Raw genomic sequence first — 13,129 nt, 5'->3', positions numbered from 1 at the left:
TACTGCATTTTGAATGCGTTTTCATTATTGGTAAGACCACTTTTGAAAGTTGGCACGGTATTTGCTTAATGAATAGACGAGGGACGACGGAAAGGGTTGATTACAAAATATGAAGTTAGAACACTTAATTGATCAAGCAGCAGGACAGCCTAAAAAAACTGTGGCTGTAGCAGTAGCTGAAGATCATGAAGTAATTGAAGCTGTAGCGAAAGCAATCAAGTTACAGCTAGCTCAATTTCGTCTATATGGAAATCAAGAGAAAATAATAGGGATGCTACAAGAGTATGGGTTACAAACTTCAGAACATATTGAAGTGATTGCAGCAGCGTCAAGTGCTGAGGCTGCAGAACTTTCTGTTAAATCTGTAAGCAATGGCGAAGCAGATGTGCTAATGAAGGGGAACATCCCAACAGCAAATATTTTGAAAGCTGTATTAAATAAAGAGTGGGGACTTCGTAAGGGTAGCGTGCTTTCACATGTTGCAGCGTTTGAAGTTCCAAATTACGATCGTCTTATTTTTGTTACAGACGCAGCGATGAACATTGCACCTGATGTAACACAAAAAGCTGCTATTATACAAAATACTGTAGAAGTTGCCCAGGCAATAGGAATTGATTTGCCAAAGGTAGCGCCAATTGCAGCGGTAGAGGTTGTTAATCCTGCGATGCAAGCGACAATTGATGCAGCGATGTTAACTCAAATGAATCGCCGCGGACAAATTAAAAATTGTGTCGTTGATGGACCACTTGCTTTAGATAATGCAGTATCACAAATTGCAGCAGAACATAAAGGCATAGTAAGTGATGTAGCAGGTAAGGCAGACATTTTACTCGTCCCAACGATTGAAGCTGGAAATGTGCTATATAAATCACTCGTCTATTTTGCAAATGCAAAGGTAGGAGCGATGATTGCTGGCGCTAAAGCACCGATTGTTTTAACATCACGTGCTGATTCAGCAGAAACAAAAGTATATTCATTAGCATTGGCAGTTGCGACTGCTTCAAAATAAACCAAATAGGGTAAAACAATTAGGGGGAAACGACAATGACATTAGAAATCTTCGAATACTTAGAAAAATATGATTATGAGCAAGTGGTATTTTGTCAAGATAAAGAATCTGGTTTAAAAGCAATCATTGCAATCCATGATACAACACTTGGACCAGCTCTTGGTGGAACAAGAATGTGGACATATGATTCTGAAGAAGCGGCGATTGAAGATGCATTGCGTCTTGCAAAAGGGATGACATACAAAAATGCAGCAGCTGGTTTAAACTTAGGTGGTGCAAAAACAGTAATTATCGGTGATCCACGTAAAGATAAAAGCGAAGCGATGTTCCGTGCATTAGGACGCTACATTCAAGGACTAAACGGACGTTACATTACAGCTGAAGATGTTGGTACAACAGTAGATGATATGGATATTATCCATGAGGAAACTGATTTTGTAACAGGGATTTCACCATCATTCGGTTCTTCTGGTAACCCATCTCCAGTAACTGCATACGGTGTTTACCGTGGTATGAAAGCAGCTGCAAAAGAAGCATTTGGTACAGATAACCTAGAAGGAAGAGTAATTTCTATTCAAGGTGTTGGTAACGTAGCGTATCACCTATGCAAACATTTACACGCTGAAGGAGCAAAATTAATCGTTACAGATATTAATAAAGAAGCTGTACAACGTGCAGTAGAAGAATTCGGTGCAACAGCAGTTGAGCCAAATGAAATTTACGGTGTTGAATGTGATATTTACGCACCATGTGCATTAGGCGCAACAGTTAATGATGAAACTATTCCACAACTTAAAGCAAAAGTAATCGCTGGTTCTGCAAATAACCAATTAAAAGAAGATCGTCACGGCGACCTTATTCATGAAATGGGTATTGTATACGCACCAGACTATGTTATTAATGCAGGTGGCGTAATTAACGTAGCAGACGAATTATATGGATACAATAGAGAACGTGCATTAAAACGTGTTGAGTCTATTTATGACACAATTGCAAAAGTAATCGAAATTTCAAAACGCGATGGCATAGCAACTTATGTAGCAGCAGATCGTCTAGCTGAAGAGCGCATTGCAAGCTTGAAAAACTCTCGTAGCACATACTTACGCAACGGTCACGACATTATTAGCCGTCGCTAATCATTCATATATAACTTTTACAAAAGGTGTGGTTACCTCTTATGAGGTTTCCACTTCCTTTTAAATTTATTAGTGGAGGTAGCAACATTGTCTGTAAATCGAATTCTTGTTATTAACCCAGGTAGTACATCCACAAAAATTGGTGTTTTTGATAATGAAAGACCCGTTCTAGAAGAAACTATTCGTCATGACGTAGAACAGATTGGAAAATATAAGCGAATTATCGACCAATATGAGTTTCGTAAAGAAACGATTTTAGAAGTTCTACATTCTCATGGTATTAACATTTCAAAATTAAACGCTGTTTGTGGGCGTGGTGGATTACTTCGTCCAATCGAAGGCGGTACGTATACAGTAAACGATGCGATGTTAGAAGATTTAAAAAATGGGTTTAGCGGTCATCACGCTTCAAACCTTGGAGGCATTTTAGCATATGAAATCGCTTCTGGATTAAACATTCCTGCATTCATTGTGGATCCTGTCGTTGTAGATGAAATGGAACCGATTGCTCGTATTAGCGGTATTGCTGGTATGGAACGTAAAAGTATTTTCCATGCATTAAACCAAAAAGCGGTTGCTCGTAAAGTAGCAGATGAATTAAATCACAAATATGAGGATTTAAATTTATTAGTTACACATATGGGCGGTGGTATTACAGTTGGTGCTCATAAAAAAGGAAAAGTTATCGATGTTAATAATGGCTTAAACGGAGAAGGACCATTTAGTCCAGAGCGTGCTGGTACAGTACCAGTAGGACAATTAGTTGAAATGTGTTTTTCTGGTGAGTATTACCGAGACGAAATGGTTAAAAAACTTGTCGGACAAGGTGGACTTGTAAGTCTTATCGGTACAAACGATGCAATTAAAGTAGAACAAATGGTTGAAAAAGGTGATCCTGAAGCAACTCTTATTTATAAAGCAATGGCGTATCAAGTTGCAAAAGAGATTGGCGGAGCTAGTGCTGTACTTCACGGGAAAATCGATGCAATCGTATTAACTGGTGGACTTGCGTACAGTAAAATTCTTGTCGATGAAATAAAAGAACGTGTTCACTGGATTGCAGATGTTATCGTACATCCAGGAGAAGATGAATTACAAGCGTTAGCAGAAGGAGCACTTCGTGTATTACGTGAAGAAGAAGCTCCAAAAGAATATATTGTACGAGAAAAACAAACAGTAGCTAGGGGTTGAGATAATGGCAAGAGAATATGATTTAGTCATCGTTGGCGGCGGTACTGGTGGATATGTTGCTGCTATTCGTGCATCACAACTAGGGTTAAAAACTGCACTTGTTGAAAAAGAAAATCTTGGTGGTACTTGTTTACACAAAGGATGTATTCCTAGTAAAGCTCTTTTACGTAGTGCGGAAGTATACGCAACTGCTAAAAAAGGAGAAGAGTTCGGAGTTATTGCAAGTAATGTAGAACTAAACTTTGCTAAAGTACAAGAGCGTAAAGAGAAGATTGTAACGCAGCTTCATAAAGGCGTTCAGCATTTAATGAAACAAGGTAAAATTGATGTGTTTGAAGGTATTGGCCGTATTCTTGGCCCATCTATTTTCTCTCCAATGCCAGGTACAATTTCAGTTGAACTTGCAAGTGGAGAAGAGAATGAAATGTTAATTCCAAAAAATGTACTTGTTGCAACAGGTTCTCGTCCAAATTCATTACCAGGATTAGAGTTAGACGGAGAGTATGTAATGTCTTCGGATCATGCCCTAAAAATGGAAACGCTTCCTAGCTCAATCATTATCGTTGGTGGCGGTGTAATTGGTATTGAGTGGGCATCTATGCTTGCTGACTTCGGTGTAGAAGTTACTGTATTAGAATATGCGAAAAACATATTACCACTAGAAGATAATGACGTTTCAAAAGAAATGCAACGTCTATTCAAGAAAAAAGGTATTAAAGTGGTAACTGGTGCAAAAGTATTACCAGAAACATTGGTAAAAGATAATGGAGTAACAATTCAAGCTGAACATAACGGTGAGAACAAAGCATTTAAAGCAGAAAAAATGCTTGTATCTGTAGGAAGACAAGCGAATACGCAAAATATGGGCTTAGAGAACACAGATATTGTTGTGGAAAAAGGATACATTCAAACAAATGAGTTTTATCAAACGAAGGAATCTCATATTTACGCAATTGGAGATGTAATCGGTGGCTTGCAACTTGCTCACGTTGCTTCTCATGAAGGAATTGTTGCAGTAGAACATATCGCTGGTAAAGAAGTTGCACCAATTGATTATTCTATGGTATCAAAATGCGTATATAGTAGTCCAGAAGTTGCTTCTGTCGGCTTAACAGAACAAGAAGCAAAAGAAAAAGGCTATAAGTTAAAAGTAGGTAAGTTCTCATTCCGTGCAATCGGAAAGGCACTTGTATACGGAGAATCAGACGGTTTTGTAAAACTTGTAGTTGATGAAGAAACAAATGACATTCTCGGTGTTCATATGATCGGACCACATGTAACAGATATGATTTCTGAAGCTGGTCTTGCAAGAGTACTTGATGCAACACCTTGGGAAGTAGCACATACAATTCATCCGCATCCATCATTATCTGAGGCGATTGGTGAAGCTGCACTTGCTGTAGATGGAAGAGCGTTACACGCATAAAAATGTGGATTTAGGAGGTTATGAAAAATGGCAGAAGTAAAAGAAAAGCGCCATGAAGAGCTTGGCTTAAGTGATGAGCAAGTATTAGAAATGTTCCGTACGATGTTACTTGCACGTAAAATTGACGAACGTATGTGGTTATTAAACCGTGCAGGTAAAATTCCATTCGTAATTTCTTGTCAAGGACAAGAGGCTGCACAAGTTGGAGCGGCGTTCGCTCTTGATAGAGAGAAAGATTATGCATTACCATACTACCGTGATATGGGTGTTGTACTAGCGTTTGGTATGACAGCTAAAGAGCTTATGTTGTCTGCTTTCGCAAAAGCTGGAGATCCAAACTCTGGTGGTCGTCAAATGCCTGGTCACTTCGGTCAAAAGAAAAATCGTATTGTTACAGGCTCATCACCAGTAACAACGCAAGTACCACATGCAGTTGGTATTGCACTAGCTGGAAAAATGGAGAAGAAAGATTTAGTAACGTTCGTTACATTCGGAGAAGGCTCTTCAAACCAAGGTGACTTCCATGAAGGAGCAAACTTTGCTGGTGTACACAAACTACCTGTTATTTTCATGTGTGAAAATAATAAATACGCAATCTCTATTCCAGTTGAAAAACAATTAGCATGTAAAAACGTATCAGACCGTGCAATTGGTTACGGTATGCCTGGATATACAATAGACGGAAACGATCCGCTTGCAGTATATAAAGCTGTAAAAGAGGCAGCAGACCGCGGCCGTCGTGGTGAAGGCCCAACTTTAATTGAAACAGTATCATATCGTTTAACAGCACATTCTAGTGACGACGATGATCGTGTTTATCGTGATAAAGAAGAAGTAGAAGAAGCAAAGAAAAAAGATTCAATTATAACATTTGCAGCTTATTTAAAAGAAGCTGGCGTGTTAACTGAGGAATTTGAAAAACAAATGTTAGACGAAATTATGCATATCGTAAATGAAGCAACAGAATATGCAGAAAATGCTCCGTATGCAGCACCTGAAGATGCATTGAAGCACGTATACGCAGAATAGGGGGGAACGTTTCATGGCTGTAATGTCTTATATTGATGCTATTACATTAGCAATGCGCGAAGAAATGGAACGCGATGAGAAAGTATTCGTTTTAGGAGAAGATGTTGGTAAAAAAGGTGGCGTGTTTAAAGCGACACACGGTTTGTATGATCAATTTGGTGAAGATCGTGCGCTTGATGCACCGCTTGCAGAATCTGCAATTGCTGGGGTAGCAATTGGTGCGGCAATGTATGGTATGCGTCCAATCGCTGAAATGCAGTTTGCTGATTTCATCATGCCAGCAGTAAACCAAATTGTTTCTGAGGCAGCAAAAATTCGTTATCGTTCTAATAACGATTGGACTTGTCCAGTTACAATTCGTGCGCCATTTGGCGGCGGTGTTCACGGTGCATTGTATCATTCACAATCTGTAGAAGCGATGTTTGCAAACCAACCAGGTTTAAAAATTGTTATCCCTTCTACACCATATGATGCAAAAGGCTTATTAAAAGCTGCAATTCGTGATGAAGATCCAGTATTATTCTTTGAGCATAAGCGTGCATATCGCTTAATTAAAGGTGAAGTGCCAGAAGATGACTATGTATTACCAATCGGAAAAGCAGATGTAAAACGCGAAGGTGATGATATTACTGTTATCACTTACGGATTATGTGTTCACTTTGCTCTTCAAGCAGCTGAAAAGTTAGCACAAGATGGAATCTCTGCACACATTCTTGATTTAAGAACGGTATATCCGTTAGATAAAGAAGCAATTATTGAAGCGGCTTCTAAAACAGGTAAAGTTCTTCTTGTAACAGAAGACAATAAAGAAGGAAGTATTATAAGTGAAGTGGCAGCTATTATCGCTGAAAACTGTCTGTTTGATTTAGATGCGCCAATCGCACGTCTTGCAGGTCCAGATGTTCCAGCAATGCCATATGCACCAACAATGGAAAAATTCTTTATGGTAAATCCAGATAAAGTTGAAAAAGCAATGCGTGAACTTGCGGAATTTTAATCGGGGGGACTATACATGGCTGTAGAAAATATCACAATGCCTCAGCTCGGGGAGAGCGTTACAGAGGGTACAATTAGTAAATGGCTCGTTAATGTTGGCGATCACGTAAACAAGTATGATCCGCTTGCAGAAGTAATGACTGATAAAGTAAATGCTGAAGTGCCATCTTCTTTCACTGGTATTGTGAAAGAATTAATCGCTGGTGAAGGTGAGACGTTAGCTGTAGGTGAAGTAGTTTGTGTTATTCAAGTAGAAGGCGCAGATGAAGTAGCAGCGACAGCTGTTGAGGAAAAAACAAAAGAAGAACCAAAGGCAGAAGTAGCTACGCCTGAAAAAGCACCGAAAGCAAAACAACCAACTGATGGAAAACCACGTTTTTCACCAGCTGTTTTAAAACTTGCAGGTGAGCATAATGTTGATTTAGATTTAGTAGAAGGTACGGGAGCAAATGGCCGTATCACTCGTAAAGATATTTTAAAGCTGGTGGAATCTGGAAATATTCCGCAAGCAGGTGCGAAGAAAGAGGAAGCGGTAGCAGCAGTAGTAGAAGCGCGTCCAGAAGCACCAAAAGCAGCGCCAGTAGCACAAAAAGTAGAAGCTGTAAAATCAGTTTCTGTACCAACAATGCCTGGCGATATCGAAATTCCAGTAACAGGTGTGCGTAAAGCAATTGCAGCGAACATGTTACGTAGTAAACACGAAGCGCCACATGCTTGGATGATGATTGAAGTAGATGTGACAAACCTTGTGTCATACCGTAATTCAATTAAAGGTGATTTCAAAAAGCGCGAAGGCTTTAATTTAACGTTCTTTGCTTTCTTCGTAAAAGCAGTAGCGCAAGCGTTAAAAGAGTATCCTCAAATCAATTCAATGTGGGCTGGCGATAAGATCGTTCAGAAGAAAGATATTAACCTTTCTATCGCTGTTGCAACAGAGGACGAACTATTTGTACCAGTAATTAAACACGCGGATGAGAAGACGATTAAAGGTATCGCTCGTGAAATTACAGAGCTTGCAGGAAAAGTACGTACGAAATCGTTAAAAGCGGACGAAATGCAAGGCGGAACATTTACAATTAATAACACAGGATCATTCGGTTCTGTTCAATCTATGGGTATTATTAATTACCCACAAGCGGCTATTTTACAAGTTGAATCAATTGTAAAACGCCCAGTAATTATGGATAACGGTATGTTCGGTGCTCGCGACATGGTTAACTTATGTTTATCACTTGACCACCGTGTACTAGATGGCCTAATTTGTGGTAAGTTCTTAGGACGTGTAAAAGAAATTTTAGAAAATACGTCAGAAAATAATACATCTGTATATTAATAAAAAGCTCGCTTATGCGAGCTTTTTATCATCTTATTTCTTCATTTGCATCCTACTATATGTACAACACTTTTCCCAGCAATCTTACAATGAACGAGTATGTATTAGAAATTTACGAAAATACATTGCTGATATATGGTATATAGATATAAAATAAGAAAAGAATAATTTTTTTGGCAAATCTTACTGACGAAACTGTAGTATAATATATTGTATTGTATGAAAAAGAGAGTTATTCTATATAAGTGTTTTATAGATAATGTGTAATCAGTCGTCAAAACATGAAGAATGTTGACTCCTGGTTTTTTATTTTGCTGTAACAATGTTTCAGGAGGATGTCATGAAAAGAAGTACCGAGTTTCTAAAAAGTTTAGATGTAAAATTAATTTTAATTTTGTGTGCATTTTGTGTTATAAGTATAACTGCTATATATAGCAGTCAGCAAACCGGACAGTATGGAGATGCAAACTTTGCTATGAAGCAGGGAGTTAACTACATAATTGGGGTTGTATTGTTACTTCTTGTTGCTAGCATCGACTTAGATCAGTTGCAAAAATTGTCTTGGCCGCTTTATATTGCTGGGTTTGCTTCACTTATTCTTTTGAAAGTATTACCACCATCAGGTTTCACACCTGAAAAGTTAGGGGCAAAAAGGTGGTTCGTTTTTCCAGTACTTGGACAAATTCAGCCATCCGAGTTTTTCAAAATCGCATTGCTTCTCGTAGTAGCAAGTATAGCAGTGAAACATAATGCACAGTATATGGCAAGGACATTCCAAACGGATTTACAATTAGTAGGTAAAATTATGCTAGTATCCCTCCCGCCTATGGCCGTTGTATATAGCCAACCGGATACAGGGATGGTGTTCTTATATGCAGCAGCTATCGCATGTATTTTATTTATGTCAGGAATTCAAAAGAAATTAATTGCGTTATGTACAGTCATTCCGGTGACCATATTGTCTACATTAATATTTATATTTGTAAAATATCCAGATTTCTTCTTTAATAAATTAGTTACTTTGTTAAAACCTCACCAACAATCACGTATTATAGGTTGGCTAAATCCATTTGAGAATGCAAATGAAGGCTATCAAACACAGCAATCGATTTTAGCTGTAGGTAGTGGAGGTATGGAAGGGAAAGGATTTGGTGAAGGGAACGTCTATATTCCAGAGAAACACACTGACTTTATTTTCGCTACAATTGCCGAAGAAGGTGGATTTATAGTAGCGGCGTTAGTTGTGTTCTTGTTCCTGTTACTACTATATCGAACAATTATTATCGGTTATTCTGCTGATAATTTATTTGGTACATTATTATGTGCTGGATCAATAGGAATACTAACGGTTCAAATATTCCAAAATATTGGTATGATCGTTGGATTAATGCCTGTAAAAGGGATTGCATTACCTTTCTTATCGTATGGGGGAAGTTCCTTATTCTCGAATATGATTATGATGGGGCTCATATTATCGGTACGGAAAACGTATAAAAAATATATGTTTTCAGTTAAGTAAAAAAGCTGGTTCGTTTTTAAACGAACCAGCTTTTTTACATATATGCTCCTAAACGTTGCAAACTAAAACAGACTAGCAGTTTGGGATGTAAGGAGTGCAAAGTGATGCATATGCATATTTTTGAAGGAGCACGGCATCTTTCTAATGGTGAATGGGTTGTTCGAGCTATTATAGCGTACACATTTTTAATATTAGTTGCGAAATCGATGGGACAAAGATCCATCGCACAACTTCGCTTTTTAGATGTTGTATTAGTGTTATTACTTGGTGGTAATATTTCTAATGCGCTATCTGATGAAAAGGTCGGATTACTCGGTTCAATGATTACAACTTTTATACTAGTTGTACTTCATATTATAAGCTCTGTTTTAATGTTGAAATGGGATAGATGGAGACGCTTTTTAGAGCCTGCACCTATTATTCTTATACACAATGGTGCCATTGATTTTAGCAATTTGAAAAAGGCGAGAATTACGGCGGAATATTTATTTTCGGAACTTCGCATGCGAAATGTGAGCGATATTCAAACGATTAAATTAGCATTATGGGAAGCAAGTGGTGTTGTTTCTATATTTCAGTATCCAGAATATGAAGCAGTTTCTCGGCTTGATCTTAAAGTGGCGGGGAAAAAATCTCCAGTTGCTTTTATTTTAGTGAAGGATGGAAGAATTCAGCAGGACGTTCTCGCTTTAGTAGGAAAAACAGAAGAGTGGGCGAAAGAGTTTTTAGAGAAGAATGCAGAAATTGAATCCATTATGTTAGCTACAGTAGATGAAGCACATAAAATAAATATTTTGTTAAAAAAATGAAAAATATACGCATTTTGTCGTTTCATACATATGATACAATAGTGTGGACAACGAAAAAGGAGGCGATACGATGGGATATGTAGAAGAATTACGAAAAATAGTTGGTCATCGCCCTTTAATTTTAGTTGGTGCTGTTGTACTCGTTATAAATGAAAGTGGATATGTATTATTACAGCAAAGAACAGAGCCGTACGGAAAATGGGGGTTGCCTGGCGGACTAATGGAGCTTGGTGAATCACCAGAAGAAACAGCTTACCGTGAAGTATATGAAGAGACAGGAATAGAAGTAAAGAACCTCCGATTAATCAATGTATTTTCTGGAGCGAACTATTTTTCAAAATTAACAAACGGTGATGAGTTTCAATCCGTAACGACAGCCTATTATACCGATGAATACGAAGGGAATTTTGTTATGAATAAAGAAGAAGCGGTTCAGCTTAAATTCTTCCCGGTAACAGAGCTACCTGATTATATTGTAGGATCGCATAAAAAAATGATTGGTGAATATATGAAAATTATGGAAAAAGAGATATAATAATGGTGAAAGAAATACAAAAACACAGCTCTGGTTGGTAGTCCAGACGCATGATTTTATGTCAGTAACCTTCCCCTCCGGGATGTCCAGTATTTCTAATTTTTTTAAAGGAGGGGCTGTCAATGGATTTGACAGTATATCACGATGGTCAATTTTTTGTAGGAATTATTACATGTAAAGAAAAAGGGAAGTTGTATGGAGCAAGGTATATTTTTGGAACGGAACCTTCAGACGAAGAAGTACTTATATTTGTGAATGGTCCAATGTTAGCATATTTCCAGCATGTTGCAAAATGTGGTGTGGAAGTGGAAGAAAAACAGCGTCCCAAAAATATAAAACGTATCATACGACAAGCGGCAAAAGAAGTAAATGTAAAGCGTTTTACTAAGGCACAAGAAGCGATTAGTTTATCTTATGAATTGTATAAACAAGAAAAGAAAGTGCAGTCTAAAGAGAAGCGAGAAGCTGAAAAACAAAGAAGACGTTTAATTAAAGTACAAAAAGCAAAGCAAAAGCATCGTGGCCATTAAAAAAAAGGTGTTAGAGCAAGGGCTCTAACACCTTTTCTATGCCTAAATACAAGTAAACTTACTTGTATTTCATAAACATTAACTGGTAAGATACAAATAGATAGTTTTAGAGGAGGGAAAAGATTGATTAATTTTAACTTTTTTATGAATGATGTTGTCCGCCAAGCGCGTGAAGAGATTGTCTCTGCTGGATATACAGAATTGACGACGCCGGAAGCAGTAGAAGAAGCGTTTAAAAGAAATGGAACAACACTTGTAATGGTAAACTCTGTATGTGGTTGTGCAGGTGGTATTGCTCGTCCTGCTGCTGCGCATTCCGTACATTATGATAAACGTCCTAACCATCTTGTAACGGTGTTTGCAGGTCAAGATAAAGAAGCAACAGCAACAGCTCGTGAATATTTCGAAGGATATCCACCTTCTTCTCCATCATTCGCTTTATTAAAAGATGGAAAAATTGTAACGATGGTAGAACGTCATGAAATTGAAGGTCATGAACCAATGCAAGTTATTGCAAAACTACAATCTTATTTCGAAGAGAATTGTGAAGAACTATAAATATAAGCGAAAAGGCGGTACGTCCACAATGAAGTGGATGTACCGCCTTTTTTATTTAGTTTTTAAAATAATTAAACATGCAGGAAATTGTTGTTTTATGCATGTTTTCATGCATTAACAACAGCTTTAATGCTGTTTTTTTATTTATTTTTATTTTAAATATTGCATAAAAATGAAAGTGCTGATACAATACAAACATCGAATAAATATTCTATTAAACTTTTAAATATACATTATTAGGGGGAAGAAAGATGAAGAAGTTGTTATCAATATCGTTTGCACTTATTTTAATTGTAAGTATATTCAGTGCTTGTAGTAATGGGGAAGAAAAGGCTACTGGAAAAAATAAAAAAGTACTCGTTATGGGGACGTCAGCAGACTATAAACCGTATGAATACGTAGAAGCTTCAAAAAGTGATGAAATTATCGGCTTTGATGTTGATATTGCCAAATATATCGGAAAAGAACTTGGATACGAAGTGAAAGTGAAAGACATGGATTTCGGCGGATTATTAGCATCTCTTAATTCAGGAAAAGTTGATTTCGTTATGGCGGGTATGACGCCAACTGCAGAGCGTAAAAATAATGCTGATTTCACAGATATATATTTTGTTGCAAAAAATATGATCGTTTCAAAAAAGGGCTCTAATATTAAATCGTTAGAAGATTTAAAAGGGAAAAAAGTAGGAGTACAAACAGGATCAATTCAAGAAGAAAAGGCAAAAGAATTTCAGAAACAAGTCGATTTCAAAGCTGAGGGACGTGACCGTATACCAGAAATCGTACAAGAAATTAAAGCTGGTCGTTTTGACGCTGCAATTATAGAAGACACAGTTGCAAAAAATTATTTAGAAAAAATGAAAGAGCTACAAGGAATTGAAATTCAAGAAGCACCAGAAGAAGTAGGTGCAGCAATTGCTCTTCCGAAAAATAGTGATAAAACAGAAGAATTTAATAAAGTAATTAAGAAAATGCAAGAAAATGGAGAAATGGATAAATTAGTGAAGAAATGGTTTGGCAGCGGAAAATAAGCTGCCTTTCACTTTTCTGTGAGGGGA

At 37.5% G+C, this 13,129-nt stretch carries 13 protein-coding genes; all 13 read left to right on the top strand.

Annotated elements, in window-relative coordinates:
* Nucleotides 1-109: 109 nt before the first annotated feature.
* The 13 genes from yqiS (at nucleotide 110) to LCF45_RS20500 (ending at nucleotide 13,102) form a co-directional block, all read left to right on the top strand.
* Nucleotides 110-1,009 carry a phosphate butyryltransferase gene (yqiS, locus tag LCF45_RS20560; protein WP_002184992.1) on the top strand — a complete coding sequence of 300 codons (900 nt, stop codon included), beginning with the start codon at nucleotides 110-112 and terminating at the stop codon, nucleotides 1,007-1,009.
* A gap of 35 nt (nucleotides 1,010-1,044) precedes the next feature.
* On the top strand, nucleotides 1,045-2,145 hold the full coding sequence (locus tag LCF45_RS20555; protein WP_002015088.1) for a leucine dehydrogenase: 1,101 nt from the start codon (nucleotides 1,045-1,047) through the stop codon (nucleotides 2,143-2,145).
* Nucleotides 2,146-2,232: 87 nt separating this feature from the next.
* Nucleotides 2,233-3,336 (top strand): butyrate kinase, encoded by a 1,104-nt coding sequence (gene buk / locus LCF45_RS20550; RefSeq protein WP_002088555.1) that lies wholly within the window; start codon nucleotides 2,233-2,235, stop codon nucleotides 3,334-3,336.
* A gap of 4 nt (nucleotides 3,337-3,340) precedes the next feature.
* Nucleotides 3,341-4,762: a dihydrolipoyl dehydrogenase gene (gene lpdA, locus LCF45_RS20545; protein WP_002015090.1), complete on the top strand. Its 1,422-nt coding sequence runs from the start codon at nucleotides 3,341-3,343 to the stop codon at nucleotides 4,760-4,762.
* Between the two features lie 27 nt (nucleotides 4,763-4,789).
* Complete coding sequence (bfmBAA, locus tag LCF45_RS20540; RefSeq protein ID WP_000852549.1) at nucleotides 4,790-5,791, top strand: 3-methyl-2-oxobutanoate dehydrogenase subunit alpha; 1,002 nt, start codon at nucleotides 4,790-4,792, stop codon at nucleotides 5,789-5,791.
* Between the two features lie 13 nt (nucleotides 5,792-5,804).
* A complete protein-coding gene (bfmBAB, locus tag LCF45_RS20535; protein ID WP_000290070.1) occupies nucleotides 5,805-6,788 on the top strand; it encodes a 3-methyl-2-oxobutanoate dehydrogenase subunit beta in 984 nt (327 codons plus the stop codon).
* 15 nt (nucleotides 6,789-6,803) lie between these two features.
* The gene (locus LCF45_RS20530) at nucleotides 6,804-8,120 is read left to right on the top strand and encodes a dihydrolipoamide acetyltransferase family protein (protein WP_263893814.1); all 1,317 of its coding nucleotides are present in this window, start codon (nucleotides 6,804-6,806) and stop codon (nucleotides 8,118-8,120) included.
* Nucleotides 8,121-8,460: 340 nt separating this feature from the next.
* Complete coding sequence (locus LCF45_RS20525) at nucleotides 8,461-9,639, top strand: FtsW/RodA/SpoVE family cell cycle protein (RefSeq protein ID WP_002129028.1); 1,179 nt, start codon at nucleotides 8,461-8,463, stop codon at nucleotides 9,637-9,639.
* 104 nt (nucleotides 9,640-9,743) lie between these two features.
* The gene (locus tag LCF45_RS20520; RefSeq protein WP_002033965.1) at nucleotides 9,744-10,448 is read left to right on the top strand and encodes a DUF421 domain-containing protein; all 705 of its coding nucleotides are present in this window, start codon (nucleotides 9,744-9,746) and stop codon (nucleotides 10,446-10,448) included.
* 70 nt (nucleotides 10,449-10,518) lie between these two features.
* Entirely contained in the window at nucleotides 10,519-10,983 is a 465-nt protein-coding gene (locus tag LCF45_RS20515; RefSeq protein WP_002129025.1) for an NUDIX hydrolase, read from the top strand.
* 122 nt (nucleotides 10,984-11,105) lie between these two features.
* Nucleotides 11,106-11,513 (top strand): YjdF family protein, encoded by a 408-nt coding sequence (locus tag LCF45_RS20510; RefSeq protein WP_002129024.1) that lies wholly within the window; start codon nucleotides 11,106-11,108, stop codon nucleotides 11,511-11,513.
* A 144-nt stretch (nucleotides 11,514-11,657) separates the two neighbouring features.
* The gene (locus LCF45_RS20505; RefSeq protein WP_002008492.1) at nucleotides 11,658-12,071 is read left to right on the top strand and encodes a BrxA/BrxB family bacilliredoxin; all 414 of its coding nucleotides are present in this window, start codon (nucleotides 11,658-11,660) and stop codon (nucleotides 12,069-12,071) included.
* A gap of 251 nt (nucleotides 12,072-12,322) precedes the next feature.
* Nucleotides 12,323-13,102, top strand: a complete 780-nt coding sequence (locus tag LCF45_RS20500) for a transporter substrate-binding domain-containing protein (RefSeq protein WP_002129023.1) — start codon at nucleotides 12,323-12,325, stop codon at nucleotides 13,100-13,102.
* Nucleotides 13,103-13,129: the final 27 nt, after the last annotated feature.

This window comes from Bacillus sp. 41-22, from assembly GCF_025809295.1.
Classification (GTDB): Bacteria; Bacillota; Bacilli; order Bacillales; family Bacillaceae_G; genus Bacillus_A; species Bacillus_A mycoides.
This window is presented reverse-complemented; position numbering and strand designations above follow the sequence as displayed.

Coding starts and splice junctions, on each gene's coding strand:
- yqiS (WP_002184992.1), top strand. CDS start 110: ATGAAGTTAGAACACTTAATTGATCAAGCAGCAGGACAGCCTAAAAAA.
- LCF45_RS20555 (WP_002015088.1), top strand. CDS start 1,045: ATGACATTAGAAATCTTCGAATACTTAGAAAAATATGATTATGAGCAA.
- lpdA (WP_002015090.1), top strand. CDS start 3,341: ATGGCAAGAGAATATGATTTAGTCATCGTTGGCGGCGGTACTGGTGGA.
- bfmBAA (WP_000852549.1), top strand. CDS start 4,790: ATGGCAGAAGTAAAAGAAAAGCGCCATGAAGAGCTTGGCTTAAGTGAT.
- bfmBAB (WP_000290070.1), top strand. CDS start 5,805: ATGGCTGTAATGTCTTATATTGATGCTATTACATTAGCAATGCGCGAA.
- LCF45_RS20530 (WP_263893814.1), top strand. CDS start 6,804: ATGGCTGTAGAAAATATCACAATGCCTCAGCTCGGGGAGAGCGTTACA.
- LCF45_RS20525 (WP_002129028.1), top strand. CDS start 8,461: ATGAAAAGAAGTACCGAGTTTCTAAAAAGTTTAGATGTAAAATTAATT.
- LCF45_RS20520 (WP_002033965.1), top strand. CDS start 9,744: ATGCATATGCATATTTTTGAAGGAGCACGGCATCTTTCTAATGGTGAA.
- LCF45_RS20515 (WP_002129025.1), top strand. CDS start 10,519: ATGGGATATGTAGAAGAATTACGAAAAATAGTTGGTCATCGCCCTTTA.
- LCF45_RS20510 (WP_002129024.1), top strand. CDS start 11,106: ATGGATTTGACAGTATATCACGATGGTCAATTTTTTGTAGGAATTATT.
- LCF45_RS20505 (WP_002008492.1), top strand. CDS start 11,658: ATGAATGATGTTGTCCGCCAAGCGCGTGAAGAGATTGTCTCTGCTGGA.
- LCF45_RS20500 (WP_002129023.1), top strand. CDS start 12,323: ATGAAGAAGTTGTTATCAATATCGTTTGCACTTATTTTAATTGTAAGT.